Origin of the sequence: Mycobacterium sp. KBS0706, from assembly GCF_005938675.2 — a bacterium.
Classification (GTDB): domain Bacteria; phylum Pseudomonadota; class Alphaproteobacteria; order DSM-16000; family Inquilinaceae; genus Inquilinus.
Map to the genome: position 1 here is coordinate 22,396 of NZ_VCCH02000077.1, position 17,284 is coordinate 39,679.

16 protein-coding genes are annotated in these 17,284 nt (G+C 69.7%); 14 read left to right on the top strand and 2 right to left on the bottom strand.

The window, feature by feature from the left end:
- Positions 1 to 33: 33 nt before the first annotated feature.
- Positions 34 to 996, bottom strand: coding sequence for a LysR family transcriptional regulator (locus tag FFK22_RS30905; RefSeq protein ID WP_138891857.1), 963 nt, complete (start codon positions 994 to 996; stop codon positions 34 to 36).
- A gap of 118 nt (positions 997 to 1,114) precedes the next feature.
- Here FFK22_RS30905 and FFK22_RS30910 point away from each other — a divergent pair, with 118 nt between their 5' ends.
- Genes FFK22_RS30910 through FFK22_RS30940 form a run of 7 tightly spaced genes read left to right on the top strand, consistent with a single transcriptional unit; the run spans position 1,115 to position 9,222 of the window.
- Positions 1,115 to 2,665 (top strand): ABC transporter substrate-binding protein, encoded by a 1,551-nt coding sequence (locus FFK22_RS30910; RefSeq protein ID WP_138891856.1) that lies wholly within the window; start codon positions 1,115 to 1,117, stop codon positions 2,663 to 2,665.
- A 21-nt stretch (positions 2,666 to 2,686) separates the two neighbouring features.
- Positions 2,687 to 3,568 (top strand): dihydrodipicolinate synthase family protein, encoded by an 882-nt coding sequence (locus FFK22_RS30915; RefSeq protein ID WP_138891855.1) that lies wholly within the window; start codon positions 2,687 to 2,689, stop codon positions 3,566 to 3,568.
- 38 nt (positions 3,569 to 3,606) lie between these two features.
- Positions 3,607 to 4,566, top strand: a complete 960-nt coding sequence (locus tag FFK22_RS30920) for a nucleoside hydrolase (protein ID WP_138891854.1) — start codon at positions 3,607 to 3,609, stop codon at positions 4,564 to 4,566.
- A complete protein-coding gene (locus FFK22_RS30925) occupies positions 4,563 to 5,531 on the top strand; it encodes a nucleoside hydrolase (protein WP_138891853.1) in 969 nt (322 codons plus the stop codon). The genes FFK22_RS30920 and FFK22_RS30925 overlap by 4 nt, the downstream gene beginning before the upstream one ends.
- On the top strand, positions 5,528 to 6,505 hold the full coding sequence (locus tag FFK22_RS30930) for an ABC transporter permease (RefSeq protein WP_138891852.1): 978 nt from the start codon (positions 5,528 to 5,530) through the stop codon (positions 6,503 to 6,505). The genes FFK22_RS30925 and FFK22_RS30930 overlap by 4 nt, the downstream gene beginning before the upstream one ends.
- On the top strand, positions 6,502 to 7,413 hold the full coding sequence (locus FFK22_RS30935) for an ABC transporter permease (RefSeq protein ID WP_138891851.1): 912 nt from the start codon (positions 6,502 to 6,504) through the stop codon (positions 7,411 to 7,413). Before FFK22_RS30930 ends, FFK22_RS30935 begins: the two co-directional genes overlap by 4 nt.
- 3 nt (positions 7,414 to 7,416) lie before the next feature.
- Entirely contained in the window at positions 7,417 to 9,222 is a 1,806-nt protein-coding gene (locus FFK22_RS30940) for an ABC transporter ATP-binding protein (RefSeq protein ID WP_138891850.1), read from the top strand.
- A 90-nt stretch (positions 9,223 to 9,312) separates the two neighbouring features.
- On the opposite strand, the gene FFK22_RS30945 is transcribed toward FFK22_RS30940, so the two are convergent.
- Positions 9,313 to 9,906, bottom strand: coding sequence for an amino acid synthesis family protein (locus FFK22_RS30945; RefSeq protein WP_138891849.1), 594 nt, complete (start codon positions 9,904 to 9,906; stop codon positions 9,313 to 9,315).
- Positions 9,907 to 10,084: 178 nt separating this feature from the next.
- Here FFK22_RS30945 and FFK22_RS30950 point away from each other — a divergent pair, with 178 nt between their 5' ends.
- The 7 genes from FFK22_RS30950 to FFK22_RS30980 all read left to right on the top strand — a co-directional run.
- Positions 10,085 to 11,884 carry a helix-turn-helix domain-containing protein gene (locus tag FFK22_RS30950; protein WP_138891848.1) on the top strand — a complete coding sequence of 600 codons (1,800 nt, stop codon included), beginning with the start codon at positions 10,085 to 10,087 and terminating at the stop codon, positions 11,882 to 11,884.
- A gap of 118 nt (positions 11,885 to 12,002) precedes the next feature.
- Positions 12,003 to 13,007 carry a flavin reductase gene (locus FFK22_RS30955; RefSeq protein WP_138891847.1) on the top strand — a complete coding sequence of 335 codons (1,005 nt, stop codon included), beginning with the start codon at positions 12,003 to 12,005 and terminating at the stop codon, positions 13,005 to 13,007.
- 15 nt (positions 13,008 to 13,022) lie between these two features.
- The gene (locus FFK22_RS30960) at positions 13,023 to 14,534 is read left to right on the top strand and encodes an aldehyde dehydrogenase (RefSeq protein WP_138891846.1); all 1,512 of its coding nucleotides are present in this window, start codon (positions 13,023 to 13,025) and stop codon (positions 14,532 to 14,534) included.
- 31 nt (positions 14,535 to 14,565) lie between these two features.
- On the top strand, positions 14,566 to 15,648 hold the full coding sequence (locus tag FFK22_RS30965; RefSeq protein ID WP_138891845.1) for an LLM class flavin-dependent oxidoreductase: 1,083 nt from the start codon (positions 14,566 to 14,568) through the stop codon (positions 15,646 to 15,648).
- A gap of 9 nt (positions 15,649 to 15,657) precedes the next feature.
- Entirely contained in the window at positions 15,658 to 16,446 is a 789-nt protein-coding gene (locus FFK22_RS30970) for an alpha/beta fold hydrolase (protein ID WP_221938985.1), read from the top strand.
- A complete protein-coding gene (locus tag FFK22_RS30975; protein WP_138891843.1) occupies positions 16,443 to 16,757 on the top strand; it encodes an NIPSNAP family protein in 315 nt (104 codons plus the stop codon). The genes FFK22_RS30970 and FFK22_RS30975 overlap by 4 nt, the downstream gene beginning before the upstream one ends.
- A gap of 143 nt (positions 16,758 to 16,900) precedes the next feature.
- Positions 16,901 to 17,284: ATP-binding cassette domain-containing protein (locus FFK22_RS30980; RefSeq protein WP_143956895.1), on the top strand; the 384-nt coding region annotated here is incomplete at its 3' end.

A 17,284-nucleotide genomic window follows, 5' to 3' on the forward strand; every position in this document is an offset into this window, starting at 1 on the left:
GTCAGAGGCGTCCTGGGGTGAAAGATCGCCTGGTCATCTGCCGCAGTGACGGCAAATATCTCCGCTGGGCACCCCGGGAACTACATCAAGGGCATTGGGCCCAATCCCGGCGAGCCGGGCGGCGACGGCTGTCTTCAGGCGCTCGACGACGCTCTCCACGATATGGCCTCGTGGGGCCCGCGGCGGCGTGATCGCCAGATAGTCTACGGCGATCTCCGGCTCGAATGGGCGGACGGCGATGCCGTCGCCGAAATTGAGGGCGGTGATCTGATCGACGATACCGATCCCGACCCGCTTCGACGCCAGAACGCAGCAGTTCCACAGCGAGGTCTCGATCGGGGAGCTCAGGCTCGTCCCGTCGCGGCGGGCGATCTGCTCGACGCTCGCGCGCAGCGGCGTCTTGCGGCCCGGAAGAATCGTGCGGCACCCGACCAGGTCCTTCACCGTCACGGCCTCCGCCTGAGCCAGGCGATGGCCGGGCGGCAGGGCGGCCACGACCCTTGCCGTGGCCAGCAGGTCGAATGAAGGTCCCTTGTGGTCGGCCCGGCCGAACACGAATCCGACATCATACTGGTGGCTGGCGATCATGTCGGTGATGTGGTTGGTGCTCTCCGTGTCGAACACCAGCGAGACGTCGGGCAGGTCGGCGACCAGCGCCGGGATGATCTCATTTGCGCAGAGCGGCGACAGGGTGGGGATCGAGCCGATCCGCACGACGCCGCCCTTGGCGGTCCTGATGTCGCCCGCGATGCGGCCGATTTGGTCGAGCCCGAGATACAGGCGCTCGACCTCGCGATAGAGCTTGACCGCCTCGTCGCGTGGCGACAGGCGGCTGCCTTCCCGTTCGAACAGCTTCAGCTTCACCGCGAATTCGAAGTCGCGGATCAGGCGGCTGACGGCCGGCTGGGTGACGTTCATCAGCTCGGCGGCGGCGGTGATCCCGCCGGCCAGCATCACGTTGCGGAAAGCCTCCACCTGCCGGGGATTGATGCGCATGGGCGGCCATCTCCGAGCATAACATTCTCTTATGAAAGAAACACCAGATGCGATTTTTCTTCAATCACCCGGGTCGCTAGCCTTGTGGAAAGACAAGCAGGAAGGGGAGCCGCTCGGGATGAAGATGTCCGCACTGGCGATGGTCGCCGCGGCGATGCTGGCGATGACGCCGGCCGCCGGCGCCGCCGAGCTCAAGGTCGGGCTGGCCGCGTCCACCACCTCGATGGACCCGCAGTTCTATGTCGGCGGTCCGAACAGCGCCATGGCGCGCAACATCTTCGACGGCCTGGTCAACCAGGACGACAAGCAGCAGGTCCAGCCCGCCTTGGCCCTGTCCTGGACGGTGATCGACGACCGGAGCTGGGAGTTCAAGCTGCGGCCCGGCGTCAAGTTCCACGACGGCAGCGACTTCACCGCGGATGATGTGATCGCCAGCATCAGGCGCGTCGCGCTGGCCTCGCAGAACAGCCCGAGCTCATTCGCCGCCTATGTCAGCGACATCGCCGAGGTCACGGCGGTCGATCCGCTGACGGTCCGGATCACGACCAAGGTGCCGACGCCGCTGCTGCCCAACAATCTCAGCCGCATCGCCATGATGCCGGCCGAGCTGGCCGACACGCCGACGCCGGAGCTGAACGCCGGCCGCGGCGTCATCGGTACCGGCCCGTTCAAATTCGCGTCCTGGGCGCCCGACGACAACGTCGTGCTGGAGCGGTTCGACGGCTACTGGGGCGACAAGGCTGCATGGGACAAGGTCACGTTCCGCGTCTTCAAGAACAGCAGCGCCCGGGTGGCGGCGATCCTCTCGGGCGATGTCGACCTGATCGAGAGCATCCCGACGGCCGATGCCCGCAACCTCGCGGCCTCGGACAAGCTGACCGTGGTCTCGGTGCCCGGCAACCGCATCATGTATCTGCATATGGACCAGGGGCGCGACGTCTCGCCCTTCGCCGCCGGCCCGGACGGCAAGAACCCGCTGCGGAAGGTGGCGGTGCGCCAGGCCATGTCGCTGGCGATCAACCGCCAGGCGCTGGTCGACCGCCTGATGGACGGGCAGGGACTGCCAGCAGGGCAATTGGTGCCAGAAGGCTATTTCGGTCACGCCCCCGACCTGCCGGCCCCGGCCTATGATCCGGCGCAGGCGAAGAAACTGCTGGCCGAGGCCGGCTATCCCGACGGCTTCGCCCTGACCTTCCACGCCAGCAACGACCGCTACCCGAACGACTCCAAGCTGGCCCAGGCGATCGGGCAGATGCTGAGCCGGGTCGGCATCAAGACCGAGGTCGTCACCATGCCCGGCAGCGTCTACTTCACCCGCGCCTCGGCCCAGGAGTTCAGCCTGATCATGGGTGGGGCGGCGATCGAGACCGGCGAAGCGTCCGGCGTGCTCGGTCCGCTGCTGGAGACTTTCGGCCCCAAGGCCGGGCAGGGCAACCGCGGGCGCTACTCCAACCCCGAATTCGACAAGGCGCTGATCGAGGCCCGGGCGACGCTGGATGACGGCAAGCGCCAGACGCTGCTGCAGACGGCGATGGATATCGCGATGAAGGATGAGGGCGTCATTCCGATCTTCTTCCTGGCCAACAGCTGGGCGCTGAAGAAAGGGCTGACCTACCAGGGCCGGTCCGACGGCTACACGCTGCCCAATTATGTCCGCCAGGGAAACTGATCAGGACGCGAGGGCCCCAGGATGTCTCTGTATGGCGTGTTTCCCTATCTCGTCTCGCCGGTGGACGAGGCCGGCGAGATCAAGCAGGCGGTGCTGGCCGACCTGGTCGAGCACCTCGTCGCCAGCGGCGTCCACGGGCTGACGCCGCTCGGCAGCACGGGCGAGTTCGCCTATCTGTCGCACCGGCAGCGGTTCGAGGTGGTGGAGACCGTGCTGGCCGCTTCCGGCGGCCGGGTCCCGGTGGTGGCCGGCGTCGCCGCGACCACCGTTCGCGACGCGGTGGCCCAGACGGAGGCGCTGGTCGATCTCGGCGTCGACGGCATCCTGGCCGTCCTCGAAGCCTATTTCCCGATCTCCGACGAGGGCGTCGAGCTCTATTTCCGCTCCATCGCGGCCGCGGCGAAGGGCCGGCCGGTGGTGCTCTACACCAACCCGCAGTTCCAGCGCTCCGACCTCAGCTTGCCGGTGATCGAACGGCTGAGCGCGGTGGACAACATCCGCTACATCAAGGACGCCTCGACGAATACGGGGCGGCTGCTGTCGATCCTCGAGCGCACGCGCGGCCGGATGGAGGTGTTCGCCGCCTCCGCCCATATCCCGGCCTGCGTCATGCTGATCGGCGGCGTCGGCTGGATGGCGGGCCCCGCCTGCATCGTGCCGAAGCAGAGCCTCGCGCTCTACGAGGCCGCCCGCGCCGGCGACTGGGGACTCGCGATGCAGCTGCAGCGCCCGCTGTGGCGGGTGAACGAGATCTTCGCCAGGCACTCGCTCGCTGCCTGCATCAAGGCGGCGCTCGACCTGCAGGGCTTCCCGGTCGGCGATCCGCTGCCGCCGCAGACCCCCCTGGGCGACGCCGCGCGGGCCGAGGTCGCGGACGTGCTGCGCAGCCTCGGCGCGCTCTGACGCCGCGCAAATCCCTTCCGAAACTGTCACGGACCACCATGACGGCGCTGCCGATCATCATCGACTGCGACCCGGGGATCGACGATGCCATCGCGATCCTGACGGCCTTCGTCTCGCCGGAGCTCGAGCTTCTCGGCATCACGGCCGTCTGCGGCAACCAGCCCCTGGAGCGGACAGTCCGCAACACGCTGCAGCTGTGCGAGCTGGGCGGGCGGACCGACGTCCCGGTCTTCGCCGGCTGCTTCCGGCCCTTGCTGCGAGAGCCGATCCACGGCCAGTTCCACGGCGGCAGCGGGCTCGGCAACACGGTGCTGCCCGACCCGGTGAAGGCGGCGGAGGGGCGACACGCCGTCGATTTCCTGATCGAGAGCTGCCGGGCGGCCGCGGCGAGCGGCCGGAAGCTCACGCTCTGCACCCTCGGCCCGCTGACGAATGTCGCGGTGGCGCTGCGCATGGACCCCGCCATCGCCGCGGGGATCGAGCGCATCGTGATGATGGGCGGCGCCTATCGTGAGGCCGGCAACCGCACGATGGCGGCGGAGTTCAACATCCTGGCCGATCCGCATGCCGCCCATATCATGCTCTCGTCCGGCCTCCCGATCGTCGCCCTGCCGCTGGACGCGACGCATCAGGTCATCCTCACGCCCGGGCACGCTGCGCAGCTCAGCGGCGCGGCCGGCCGGATCTCTGGGCCGCTCGGCGAGATGATGGCATTCTGGGACCGCAACGACGTCCGCCGCTACGGCGCGCGCGGCGGCCCGCTGCACGACCCGTTGGTGATCGCCTATCTGCTGGCGCCGGATCTGTTCGGCACCGAGACCGCGCGCGTCTTCGTCGAGCACGACAGCGAGCTCTGCCTGGGCCAGACCATTGCCGACTGGTACGGCAAGTCGGGCCAGCATCCCAATGCCGAGATCGTCACCCGCGTCGACGCGCAGGGGGTGTTCGACCTGTTCCATGAGCGGCTGTCGCGCTATGTGCCGGAGGCCCTGACGTGAGCCGCCATCGCATTATCATCGACACCGATCCGGGCGTCGACGACGCCCTCGCCATCCTGCTGGCCCTGGCCTCGCCCGAGATCGAGCTGCTCGGCCTCTCGGTCGTCGCCGGCAACGTGCCGCTGGAGGCGACGCTGGCCAATGCCTGCAAGATCGTCTCCCTGTCCGGCCGGACCGATGTGCCGATCCATGCCGGCGCGCCGGGGCCGCTGGTGCGCGAGCAGGTCTACGGCAAATACGCGCATATCGGCGCCTTCAGCGACGCGCTGGTGCCGGCGGCCACGATCCGGCCGCAGCCGGAGCATGCCGTCGATTTCCTGGTGCGCGTCGCACGCCGGGCGGCGGCCGACGGCGATCCGGTCACCATCTGCGCCGTCGGCCCGCTGACGAACCTCGCCTTGGCGCTGGTCCAGCATCCCGACGTCGCCCGCGGCATCCGCCGGATCGTGTCGATGGGCGGCGCCTTCACCGCGCTCGGCCACCGGACGCCCTGGGCCGAGTACAACATCTATGCCGATCCCCATGCCGCCGAGATCGTCTATTCCTCCGGCGTGCCGATCATCGCGATGCCGCTCGATGTGACCTTTCAGGCCCTGATCACGGAGGCGCATATCGCCGCCATCCGAGACACCGCGGGCGCGGTGGGGCAGGCGATCGCCGGCCTGCTGCGCACCTTCGATCGCAGCGACGTCGGCCGGTTCGGCCGGCCGGGCGGGCCCGTGCACGACGCCATGACTGTCGCCTGGTTGCTGCAGCCCGAGATCTTCACGGGCCGGCCGGCGGCGATCGGCGTGGCGGTGTCCGGCAAGACCGCCGGCCACACCTGGGGCGACTTCCACGGGCGGAGCGGCGCCACCGCCAATGCCCTGGTGATGGGCGGCGTCGACGAGGCCCGCTTCCTCGAGCTGCTCGTGAACCGGCTCGGCGTCTACGGCAGGGCCGGGCGGAACAAGGAGGTCCGATGACCGCCTATCTTCTCAACCGCACGCTGCAGACGATCCTGACACTGTTCGTCATGTCGGTCCTGGTCTTCGTCGGCGTCTACCGGATTGGCAACCCGGTCGATCTGCTGCTCGGCACCAGCGCGACCCCGGCGGAGCGGCTGGAGGTGATCCGGTCCTTCGGCCTCGACCGGCCGGTGTTGGAGCAGTACTGGACCTTCCTCACCCATGCTCTGTCCGGCGATCTCGGCAACTCTTTCGTGTTCAACCAGCCGGCGCTGACGCTGATCCTGCAGCGGATGCCGGCGACGCTGGAGCTGGCCTTCGTCGCCCTGGTCATCGCCCTCATCATCGGCATCCCGCTCGGGGTCTATGCCGGGCTGCGGCCCGCCGGCGTCGCCTCGAAGTCGATCATGAGTTTCTCGATCCTCGGCTTCAGCCTGCCGACCTTCTGGATCGGGCTGGTGATGATCATGCTGTTCAGCGTCAAGCTGGGCTGGCTGCCGGCGTCTGGCCGGGGCGAGACGGTTAACCTTCTCGGCGTCCCGGTCAGCTTTCTCACCCTCGACGGGCTGTCGCATCTGGTCCTGCCCGCCTTCAACCTCGCCTTGTTCAAGATCTCGCTGATCATCCGGCTGACGCGCGCCGGCGTCATGGAGTGCCTGCAGCTGGACTTCATCCGCTTCGCCAGGGCCAAGGGGCTGTCGGAAAGCCGGATCGTGCTGGTGCACGCGCTGAAGAACACGCTGATCCCGCTGATCACCGTCATCGGGCTCGAGCTCGGCTCGCTGATCGCCTTCGCCGTCGTCACCGAGACCATCTTCGCCTGGCCGGGCATGGGCAAGCTGATCATCGACGCGATCGGCGTCCTCGACCGCCCCGTCATCCTGGCCTATCTGATGATCACCGTCGTCATGTTCAGCCTGATCAACCTCGCGGTCGACATCCTCTATTCGATCGTCGATCCGCGGGTCCGCCTGGACGGGGGCGAGCGATGAGCGGCGCCTCGGTGCACACGCGCGATGCCGCGGCCGGCCGCTCGCCGTTCCGGGCGACGCTGCGGGCGCTGCTGCGCGACCGGCTGGCGCTGGCGGGCATCGTCATCGTTGCCCTGCTGGTGCTGGCGGCGGCGTTCGCGCCGCTGATCGCGCCGCAGGACCCGTATGACCTGACCCAGCTCGACATCATGGACAACCGGCTGCCGCCGGGCTCCGAGAGCGCCGCGGGCTTCACCTATCTGATCGGGACGGACGACCAGGGCCGCGACCTGTTCAGCGCCATCCTGTACGGCCTGCGCACCAGCATCATCGTCGGCGTCTCCAGCGCCGCGATCGCCCTGGCGATCGGCGCCTCGCTCGGCCTGCTCAGCGGCTATGTCGGCGGCCGGACGGACGCCTTCCTGATGCGGGTCGTCGACATCCAGCTGAGCTTCCCGGCGATCCTGATCGCGCTGATCTTCCTCGCGATCCTGGGCCAGGGGGTCGACAAGATCGTCCTGGCGCTGGTCGTCACCCAATGGGCCTATTACGCCCGCACCATCCGCGGCTCGGCGCTGGTCGAGCGGCGGCGAAGCTATGTCGATGCGGCGCGCAGCATGGCGCTGCCGGACCGCAGCATCGTCTTCCGGCACATCCTGCCGAACTGCCTGCCGCCGCTGATCGTGGTGGCCACCATGCGCGTGGCCTATGCGATCATGCTGGAGGCGACGCTGTCCTTCCTGGGCATCGGGCTGCCGGTCACCGAGCCTTCGCTGGGCCTGCTGATCGCCAACGGCTTCGAATACCTGCTGTCGGGCGATACCTGGATCAGCTTCTTCCCTGGCCTGGCGCTACTGCTGCTGATCATCGGCATCAACCTGATCGGCGACGCGCTGCGCGACATCCTCAACCCCAGGCGGGAGAGCTGAGCCGTGACCACCCCGGTGCTCTCCCTCTCGAATCTCAGCACCTCCTTCCGGGTCGGCGGCCGGTGGCTGGACGTCGTGCGCGACGTCTCCTTCGACATCGGATCCAGGGAAACCGTGGCCGTGGTGGGGGAATCCGGCTCGGGCAAGAGCGTCACCGCCCTGTCGATCATGCGGCTGCTGTCGGAACGGAATGCGCGCGTCACCGGCAGCATCGGCTTCGACGGCCGGAACCTGCTCGGTCTCGCGCCGCAGGAGATGCAGCGGATCCGCGGCAACTGCATCGGCATGATCTTCCAGGAGCCGATGACCAGCCTGAACCCGGTCCTCAGAATCGGCCGGCAGCTCACCGAGGTGCTGGAGCGCCATCGCGGCATGACCCGTGCGGCGGCGGAGGCCGAAGCGGTGCGGCTGCTGGAGAAGGTCCGCATCCCGGCGGCCAGGTCCCGCCTGCGGGAGTATCCCCAGAGCTTCTCGGGGGGCATGCGCCAGCGCGTGGTCATCGCCATCGCGCTCGCCTGCAGCCCCCAGTTGCTGATCGCCGATGAGCCGACGACCGCGCTCGACGTCACCATCCAGGCGCAGATCCTGGAGCTGATCAAGACGCTGCAGGACGAGGAGGGCATGTCCGTCCTGTTCATCACCCGTGACATGGGCGTGGTGGCCGAGGTCTCCGACCGCACCGTCGTCATGTATCGCGGCGAGGCGGTCGAGGCCGGGTCGACCGCTGACCTGTTCCACCAGGCCAAGCATCCCTACACCCGCGCCCTGCTGTCGGCCGTGCCGATGCTGGGCGCCATGGCCGGGACCGATCTGCCCAGGCGCTTCCCGATCGTGGACATGGCGACGGGGGAGGCCGCGCCGGCCGGGGAATCCGCCGACACGGTCGAACGCGGCAAGCCGCCGATCCTGGAGGTGAAGAACCTCGTCACCCGCTTCGACCTGAAGTCGGGCCTGTTCGGCCGTGTCTCGGGCCGGGTGCATGCGGTCGAGGACATCTCCTTCGACCTGCGCGAAGGCGAGACGCTGTCGCTGGTGGGGGAGTCCGGCTGCGGCAAGTCGACCACCGGCCGCTCGATCCTGCGGCTGACCGAGGCCAGGAGCGGCTCCGTCACGGTCGGCGGCCAGGATGTGCGGCTGGCCGGTAAGGCGGCGCTGACCGGCCTGCGCAAGCAGATGCAGATGATCTTCCAGGATCCGTTCGAGAGCCTGAACCCCCGCATGCGCATCGGCGCGGCGATCGCGGAGCCGATCGTGACGCACGGGCTTGCGTCGCCGCAGGAGGCCGGACGGCGTGTGGCGGACCTGCTCGACCGCGTCGGGCTGTCGCCGGCGATGGCCGACCGCTTCCCGCATGAATTCTCAGGCGGCCAGCGCCAGCGCGTCTGCATCGCCCGGGCGCTGGCGCTGGAGCCTCGGATCATCGTCGCCGACGAATCCGTCTCGGCGCTCGACGTGTCGGTCAAGGCGCAGGTCATCAACCTGATGCTGGACCTGCAGGAACGGTTCGGGCTGGCCTATCTCTTCATCTCGCACGACATGGCCGTGGTCGAGCGCATCAGCCATCGCGTCGCGGTGATGTATCTGGGCGAGATCGTCGAGATCGGGCCGCGCGCCGCGGTGTTCGAGAACCCGCAGCACCCGTACACGAAGCGGCTGATGGCCGCGGTCCCGGTTCCTGTGCCATCGCGGCGGAAGATCCGGAGGGTATCCGACGAGGAGATCCGGAGCCCGGTGCGGGCACGCGACTTCGTCCCGCCCCGGCGGGAGTACCGCGAGGTCTCGCCCGGGCACTTCGTGCAGGACATGTGAGCAGGCCGGTTTGGCTTGCCGGCCTGATGCAGTTCGCGCCAACCAATTGGTCCTGCACCGGACATGGACCCGTTGAAATCCGTGGGGGGATCATAGACCGGCTTCTCCGGCCAGCCCCATCTCCTTCATGTCCTGGAACCGGTCGGCGATGCGCGGGTGCAGTCGCCCGCCATCGGCGGCGCCGATGGCGACCAGCACCTCGTCGGCGCCGGGCGCGTCGGTGACCGTCAGGTCGGCGGTGAGGAAATGCGACCGCGCTCCGGTCACGCTCTTGTGCGTCATCGGCAGGGTCACGGTGACGCCGGCCGGGCCGCGGATGTTGCTGAAGTTCAGATAGGTGGTGCCGCCCACGGCATCGCGGAAGACGTTGCCGAAGCGCAGCGTGTGGATCAGGGCCGAGGCGTGCTCGACCTCGCCGTTCAGGCCCACCACCGCGGCCTTGCCATAGGCCTCGATCCGGTCGGCCGGGATCAGCGCCAGCAGCCGGGCCACCAGGATCTCGGCCAGGGGCGGGGCCAGGGCCAGCACCTCGGGCCGCAGGTCCTCGACGAAGCCGCGCCCGGCCCAGGGGTTGCGCAGCACCGCCGCGACCACGGCCATGGTCACGGGCTTGTCCCCGGCCTTGCCGCCCTCGATGAAGGTCTGCTCGGTGTGGGCGGCGATCTTGCGGATCTCGGGCGTCATGGCGGGTCCCTGCGGTCGGTTGGGCCAGATGGCGGGGCGACGGTAGGAAGGGGCGGGGCCTCGCGTCTTCCTCCGGTTCGGAGGAAGACGGCACTGAATTCCCCTTGGACCGGAGGTAGAGTGAAGGGCGATCCCGCGCGTAAATCCGATATCGACCCCGGATATGAGCCATTTGCCCTTGGACCATCGTTCGCTGCTGCGCGCGCTGCGGGACGCCGCCAGCCTGATCAATTCGAGCGGCGACCTGGACACGATGCTGCATCACCTGGTCTATGCCGCCTGCCACCACGGCACCTGGGCGATGGGCGCGGTGATGGCCATCGACCGGGACAACGGCTACGCCCATGTGCTGGCGCGGCACGACCCGAACCTGATCCCGAACCGGCTGGAGAACCGCTGGGCCCTCGCCACCAGCCCGGCCCTGGTGGCGCTGACCCGCAACGAGCCGGTGGTGATCGCCGACGCCTTCGCCTCCGAGGAGTTCCCCGGCTACCGGCAAGAGGCGCATCAGCGCGGCTACCGCACCGTGGTGGTGCTGCCGATGGGCTGCCGCGACGATGCCGGCCGGCCGATGGTGCTGACCGCGCAGTCGCGCAGCGTGGTCGCGGTGACCGAGGAGGACCTCGCCTTCCTCGGCACCATCGTGCATCTCGGCGCCATCGCCGTCGACAAGGCGCACCGGCTGCGGGCGGAGCGCCAGGCCGCCGAGCGGCTGCAGAGCGTGCTGGCGGTCAACGCCTCGCTGATGGAGCAGGTGCTGGCCGATGGCGACGTCGCCTCCGCCGCGGCGATGATCGGCGAGGTCTTCCCCGACCCGATCGCGGTGGTCGACCTGACCGCCAACCTGGTCGTCGCCGGCCGGTCGCCGCGGCCCGAGGTGCTGGACGATGCGGCCTGGCAGGCCGCCGCCCGGACCACGCTCAGCCGGGCGTTGGTGAAGGCGGCGCGGACGGCGGTCGACCTGCCGCGTGATGAGCCCTGGGATTTGCTGCTGGAGCATGGCGCCGGGCGGTTCAAGGTCGCCGCGCGGATCGAGCCGCTGGTGATCGACCGCGAGGCAGTCGGCGCCCTGATGGTGTTCCCACAGTCGTCCGATGTCGGCGACCTCGACCACCTCCTGCTCGACAGCGCCAAATTCGCCCTCAGCGTCCAGCTGATGCGCGGCTTCATCCGCTTCCGGACCGAGGCGCAGACCCTGACCGACCTGGTCTCGGAGATCGTCGAGCAGCGCTGGCGCGACCCGGCCGATGTCGCGGCGCGGGCGCTGCGCCTGGGCTTCGATCTGGCGATGCCGGCACGGCTGGTCGCGATCGGGTTGCCGGGCCCTCGCCGGCCTGGCGTCGCCGCCGGGATCGAGCTGCTGCGGTCGGTCGCCCGGATCGCGCAGGAGCAGAACGCCCGCGCTGCGACCGTGGCGCTGGACGATCTCGTCCTCTGCCGCCTGCCGGCCGATGGCGACGGCGAGGAGCCGGCGCGGCGGTTGATGCGCCGTATCCTCGAGGAGGCGAAGCTGGTGCTGGACGACACGCCGATCCTGGTCGCCAGCAAGCTCTGCCCCGGCCTGGCCGATCATCCGGCTGCCTGGGCGCAGTGCCGGCGCATGATCGACCTGGCGCGGCGCTTCAAGCGGCGCGGCGTGCTGACGGCGCAGGATTTCGGGCCGTTCCCCGTGCTGCTGTCGGCCGCCGACACGGAGGAGGTGCAGGGCTTCGTCGACGGCGCCATCGGCGCCGTGGCCCGGCACGACCGCAAGCACGGCACCGCCTATGTCGAGACGCTGTCGCGCTATCTCGACCAGGGCTGCCGCACCCAGGCCTGCGCCGACGCGATGGGGCTGCATGTGACCACGCTGCGCTACCGCCTGGCGCGGATCCAGGAGCTGTTCGGCATCGAGCTGGACACGCCGGAGCGGCGCTTCTCGCTGGAGCTCGCCATCCGCCTGCACGCCATGGTGCGGGACCGCGCCGCCCGGGACTGAGCCGGTCGCGGGTTGCTCCGTCGGGTAGGAGTACCCTCCCTTCCGTCTCCTCCCGATCGGCGGAAGATCGGCCCGGCGGGGCTGCCTAGCCTTCCTCGAAATCGAGGAGGCTTCGCGGATGTCCGCACCACCAGGTCACAGCCCGCCAGAGCAGAGCCCGCCAACCCACAGCCCGATCGACGCGGTCGAGCTGCGCCGCGCCTTCGGCACCTTCGTCACCGGGGTGACGGTGATCACCACCTGGGACGAGGCCGGCGCGCCGCGCGGCATGACCGCGAACTCCTTCACCTCGGTGTCGCTCGACCCGCCGCTGCTGCTGGTCTGCGTCGGCAAGGGCGCCTCCAGCTATCCGGCCTTCGCCGCGTCGCCCGCCTTCGCCGTCAACCTGCTGCACGAGGCGCAGAGCGAGGTGTCGTCGCTGTTCGCCTCCAAGTCGCCGGACAAGTTCCGGGCGGTGTCGCACGACGCGGTGCACACCGGCGCGCCGGTGCTGACCGACTGCATGACCTGGTTCGACTGCAGCGTGCACGACCGGGTCGAGGCCGGCGACCACATGGTGCTGATCGGCCGGGTCCAGGCCTTCGGCACCAGCGCCTCGGCCCCGCTCGGCTTCTGCCGGGGGCGCTACGCCGCGGTGAAGGACCCGGTGCCCGCCGGCTGGTCGCCGTCGCACCGCATGGTGGTCGGCTACCTGATCGAGGATGACGGCCGCATCCTCCTGCGCGCCGACGGGCGCGGCGGCTGGGGCCTTCCCACCGCCCGCCGGCGCCAGGGCGGTGCCGCCATCGACCTGGACGACCGGGGCGCCCTGGCCCTGCGCGCCGACGCCACCTTCCTCTATTCGGTGTTCGACGTCGGCGACAGCGACCCCGGCTTCATCATCTATCGCGGCCGGCTGGAGGGGGAGGTGGCGGCGCTGCCGCCCGAGCTGCGCTTCTTCCCGGCCGACGAGCTGCCCTTCGACGCCATCCCGGTGCGCGAGGTGCGGTCGATGCTGCGCCGCTACCTGCGCGAGCGCAGCGCCAGCCGCTTCGGCATCTACATCGACTCTCCCGATGGCGGGCGGGTCGCGATGATCGAGGGCACCCGCCCGTGGCAGCCGGCCGACGCCGGCACCCCCTGAACGACGGATGAAACCATGACCCGCACTGTGCAGAGCATCGAGGGAACGCGGCTGGGCCTGTTCATCGGCGGCCGCAGCGTCGCCCCGAGATCCGGCCGCTATCTCACCAGCTTCGACCCGACCACGGCCGAGCCCTGGCACGAGGTCGCCGATGCCGGGGCCGAGGATGTCGACGACGCCGTGCGCGCCGCCCAGGCCGCCTTCGTCGACCCCGCCTGGCGCCGCATGACCCAGACCGACCGCGGCCGCTTGGTGCGCCGGCTGGCCGATCTGCTGCTGCAGCATGCCGACGACCTGGCGCGGATCGAGATGCGCGACAACGGCAAGCTGCTGCGCGAGATGCTGGCCCAGCTGCGCGCCATGCCGGACGCCTACCAGTACTTCGCCGGCATGGCCGACAAGCTGCAGGGCGACACCATTCCGGTGAACAAGCTCGACATGCTGAACATCACGCTGCGCGAGCCGATCGGCGTGGTCGGCATGATCACGCCCTGGAACTCGCCGCTGATGCTGCTGACCGGCACGCTGGCGCCGTGCCTGGCCATCGGCAACACCGTGGTGATCAAGCCGTCGGAGCACACCTCGGCCTCCACCCTGGCGCTGGCCGAGATCGTGGTGGAGGCGGGGTTCCCGGCCGGCGTGGTGAACGTGGTCACCGGCCACGGCGCCACGGCGGGGGAGGCGCTGACCCGCCATCCCGGCTTGGCCAAGATCGTGTTCACCGGCAGCACCGCCACCGGCAAGCGCATCGCCGCCAACGCCGCGTCCCAGCTGGTGCCGTGCCAGATGGAGCTGGGCGGCAAATCCCCGCATGTCGTGTTCGGCGACGTCGACCTGGACCGCGCGGTCAACGGCGTCGTCGCCGGGGTCTTCGCCGCGGCCGGCCAGACCTGCATCGCCGGGTCCCGCTGCTTCGTCGAAGCCGGGCTGCACGACCGCTTCCTGGAGGCGCTGGTCGAGCGCACCCGGCGCATCCGCATCGGCCGGCCGGAGGATGACGAGACCGAGATCGGTCCGCTGGCCCTGGCGGCGCAGCTGGACAAGGTCGAGACCTATGTCGGCACCGGCGTCGCCGACGGCGCCCGGGTGGCGATCGGCGGCCGCCGGCCGCGGCGCGACGACCTGGCGCGCGGCTGGTACTACGAGCCGACGGTGCTGGCCGAGGCCCGCAACGACATGCGCTTCATGCGCGACGAGATCTTCGGCCCGGTGGTCGGCGTCGTGCCGTTCCGCGACGAGGATGAGCTGATCGAGCTGGCCAACGACACCCGATACGGCCTGGCCGCCGGCATCTGGACCCAGGACATCGACCGCGCCCTGCACTTCGCCCGCAACGTCGATGCCGGCACGGTGTGGATCAACACCTACCGCTCCGCCGCGTACATGTCGCCCAACGGCGGCTTCAAGGAGAGCGGCTATGGCCGCCGCGGCGGCTTCGAGGTGATGCGGGAGTTCTCGCGCCTCAAGAACGTGGTCATCGACCACTCCGGCGCCACCCAGGACCCCTTCGTCATCCGCCTGCGCTGACCGGCGCCCAAACTTTAGGGAGAGCGACCCGATGAAGTTCGCCGTTTCCATCAACCTGGAGCGTTTCAGCCCGTCGCGCGACATGCAGACGGTGCTGGCCGAGGCGCTGGCGCTGGTGAAGATGGCCGATGCCGGCGGCTTCGAGACCGTCTGGACCGCCGAGCACCACACCATCGAATGCACCATCGCGCCGAACCCGTTCAACACCCTGACCTGGTTCGGCCACCACACCGACCGGATCCGCCTGGGCACGGCGACGCTGGTCGCCCCGTACTGGGACCCGATCCGCCTGGCCGGGGAGGCGGCGTTGTGCGACCAGCTGACCGGCGGGCGGCTGGAATTCGGCATCGCCCGCGGCTCCTACCAGTACGAGTTCGACCGGATGGCCGGCGGCATGCCGCAGCAGGAGGGCGTGGCCTATCTGAAGGAGATCGTGCCGGCGGTGAAGGCGCTGTGGGCCGGCGACTACGCCCATGAGGGCAAGTACTGGCGCTTCCCGCTGGCGACCGCGGTGCCGAAGCCGCTGCAGCAGGGCCATCCGCCGATCTGGGTCGCGGCGCGCGACCCGGGCACCTTCGACTGGGCCGTCGGCATCGGCGCCAGCATCCTGTCGACGCCGCTGTCGGCCCCGCCGGCCGAGGTCGGGGTGCTGGGCGAGAAGTTCCGCAAGGCGGTCGCCGACCATCCGGAGGTGCCGCGGCCGCGGCTGATGATGCAGCGCCGCACCTGTGTCTATGCGAAGCCGGAGGATTGGGAGGTGCCGGTCCACCACAGCACCGATTACGGCCGCTATTTCGAGAACCTGTTCCAGAATCTCGGCACGGTGAAGAACGGCTTCCCGGAGGCTGTACCCTACGAGACCGTGGCCAACCGCGCCAACTACGACCCGAAGTCGATCCGCGAGAACCTGATGTTCGGCACGCCGGACGAGGTGATCGAGAAGCTGATGGTCTATGAGGCGGCGGGGGTGGACCAGTACTGCCTGGGCCTGTCCTTCAACCTGCCCTTCGAGCTGCAGAAGCAGACCCTGGCGCTGTTCATCCGCGAGGTCATGCCGGTCTTCGCCGGACGCGCCCGGGCGGCGGGGTCCGCCAAGCTCAAGGTGGCGGTCTAGGCGATGCCGGTGGCTCTGAACCATCGGGTCGACGGCACCGGCACGCGCCCGCTGGTCCTGGTCCATGGCGTCGGCTCGTATCTCGAGGCCTGGGACGGTGTCGTCGCCGCGCTGGCGCCCGACTTCCGCATCCTGCGCTTCGACCTGCGCGGCCATGGCCGGTCGGAGCGGGTGAGGGGGCGCTACGAGATCGACGATTTCGTCGGCGACCTGCTGCACCTGGCCGACCGCGAGGGCTTCGGCCGCTTCGACCTGGCCGGCTTCTCGCTGGGTGGGCTGATCGCCCAGCGCACGGCCCTGGCCCATCCGGAGCGGGTGCGGCGGCTGGTGCTGCTCAGCACGGTCGGCGGGCGGACCGAGGAGGAACAGCGGCGGGTGCGCGACCGGCTGGCGGCGCTGCAGCGCGGCGAGGCCGGGTCGCATTACGACGCCTCGGTCGGGCGCTGGCTGACCGAGGCGTTCCAGGCGGCCAACCCCGAGCTGATTCAGCGGCTGCGCGAGCGCAACGCCGCCAACGACCCGGGCTGCTACGCCGCCGCCTACCGGGTGCTGGCCGAGACCGACCTGGGCGACCAGCTCCCTCTGATCCGGCACCCGACGCTGATCGCGACCGGCGCCGACGACCAGGGCTCGAACCCGCGCATGGCCCGCTTCATGCACGAGCGCATCGCCGGGTCGCGGCTCGAGATCCTGCCCAGCCTCCGGCACTCGATCCTGGTCGAGGCGCCGGAGCTGGTGGCCGGTCTGATGCGCGGCTTCCTGCTGTCCGGCGACACGAAGACGGGAGCGGCGGCATGATCGTCGAGGAGCGGATCTACCGCATCAAGCCGGGGCAGATGCAGCGCTACCTGCAGCTGGTGCGGGAGGAGGGGCTGGCGATCCAGCGGCCGATCCTCGGCCATCTGATCGGCTATTTCCGCACCGAGATCGGACCGCTGAACCATGTCGTCCACATGTGGGGCTATGCCGACCTGGACGACCGGGCCGAGCGGCGCCGGCGCCTGGCCGCCGACCCCGCCTGGCAGGCCTTCCTAGTGAAGCTGACCGAGACCCTCGACACCACCGAGAACCGCATCCTGGTGCCGACGGATTTCTCGCCGCTGCGCTGAGGGTTGCTCCTGTTCGTAGGAGGGGCCGGCCGCGGGTTCCGCCGCAACGCCGGAAGACGCGGGACCGGGATCTCGGCCCCAATGAGCCTGAGCAGAAGGCCCGCCGGGACAATGGCGGGCCGCAGACAGACAGGGTGATGGCAGTGACGGACAGGATCCGGATCGAGCACCTGTACAAGGTCTTTTCCGACGCGCCCCAGCCGGCGCTGCAGCGTCTGGCCGCCGGCGCCAGCAAGGAGCAGGTGCTGGCCGAGACCGGGCTGGTGGTCGGGCTGAACGACGTCTCGCTGTCGGTGCCGGCCGGGGCGATCTACATGATCATGGGCCTCTCCGGCTCCGGCAAATCCACCCTGGCGCGCTGCATCAACCGGCTGATCGAGCCGACCGCCGGCCGCATCCTGCTGGATGGCGACGATGTCGTGGCCGCCGATGACGGCAGGCTGCGCGAGGTGCGACGCACCCGGGTGTCGATGGTGTTCCAGCATTTCGCCCTGCTGCCGCACCGGACGGTGCTGGAGAATGTCGAG

Bases quoted from the DNA above. Each gene is read 5' to 3' on its own strand.
- FFK22_RS30930 (WP_138891852.1), top strand. From the start codon at position 5,528: ATGACCGCCTATCTTCTCAACCGCACGCTGCAGACGATCCTGACACTG.
- FFK22_RS30905 (WP_138891857.1), bottom strand. From the start codon at position 996: ATGCGCATCAATCCCCGGCAGGTGGAGGCTTTCCGCAACGTGATGCTG.
- FFK22_RS30920 (WP_138891854.1), top strand. From the start codon at position 3,607: ATGACGGCGCTGCCGATCATCATCGACTGCGACCCGGGGATCGACGAT.
- FFK22_RS30910 (WP_138891856.1), top strand. From the start codon at position 1,115: ATGAAGATGTCCGCACTGGCGATGGTCGCCGCGGCGATGCTGGCGATG.
- FFK22_RS30975 (WP_138891843.1), top strand. From the start codon at position 16,443: ATGATCGTCGAGGAGCGGATCTACCGCATCAAGCCGGGGCAGATGCAG.
- FFK22_RS30965 (WP_138891845.1), top strand. From the start codon at position 14,566: ATGAAGTTCGCCGTTTCCATCAACCTGGAGCGTTTCAGCCCGTCGCGC.
- FFK22_RS30935 (WP_138891851.1), top strand. From the start codon at position 6,502: ATGAGCGGCGCCTCGGTGCACACGCGCGATGCCGCGGCCGGCCGCTCG.
- FFK22_RS30915 (WP_138891855.1), top strand. From the start codon at position 2,687: ATGTCTCTGTATGGCGTGTTTCCCTATCTCGTCTCGCCGGTGGACGAG.
- FFK22_RS30960 (WP_138891846.1), top strand. From the start codon at position 13,023: ATGACCCGCACTGTGCAGAGCATCGAGGGAACGCGGCTGGGCCTGTTC.
- FFK22_RS30945 (WP_138891849.1), bottom strand. From the start codon at position 9,906: ATGACGCCCGAGATCCGCAAGATCGCCGCCCACACCGAGCAGACCTTC.
- FFK22_RS30955 (WP_138891847.1), top strand. From the start codon at position 12,003: ATGTCCGCACCACCAGGTCACAGCCCGCCAGAGCAGAGCCCGCCAACC.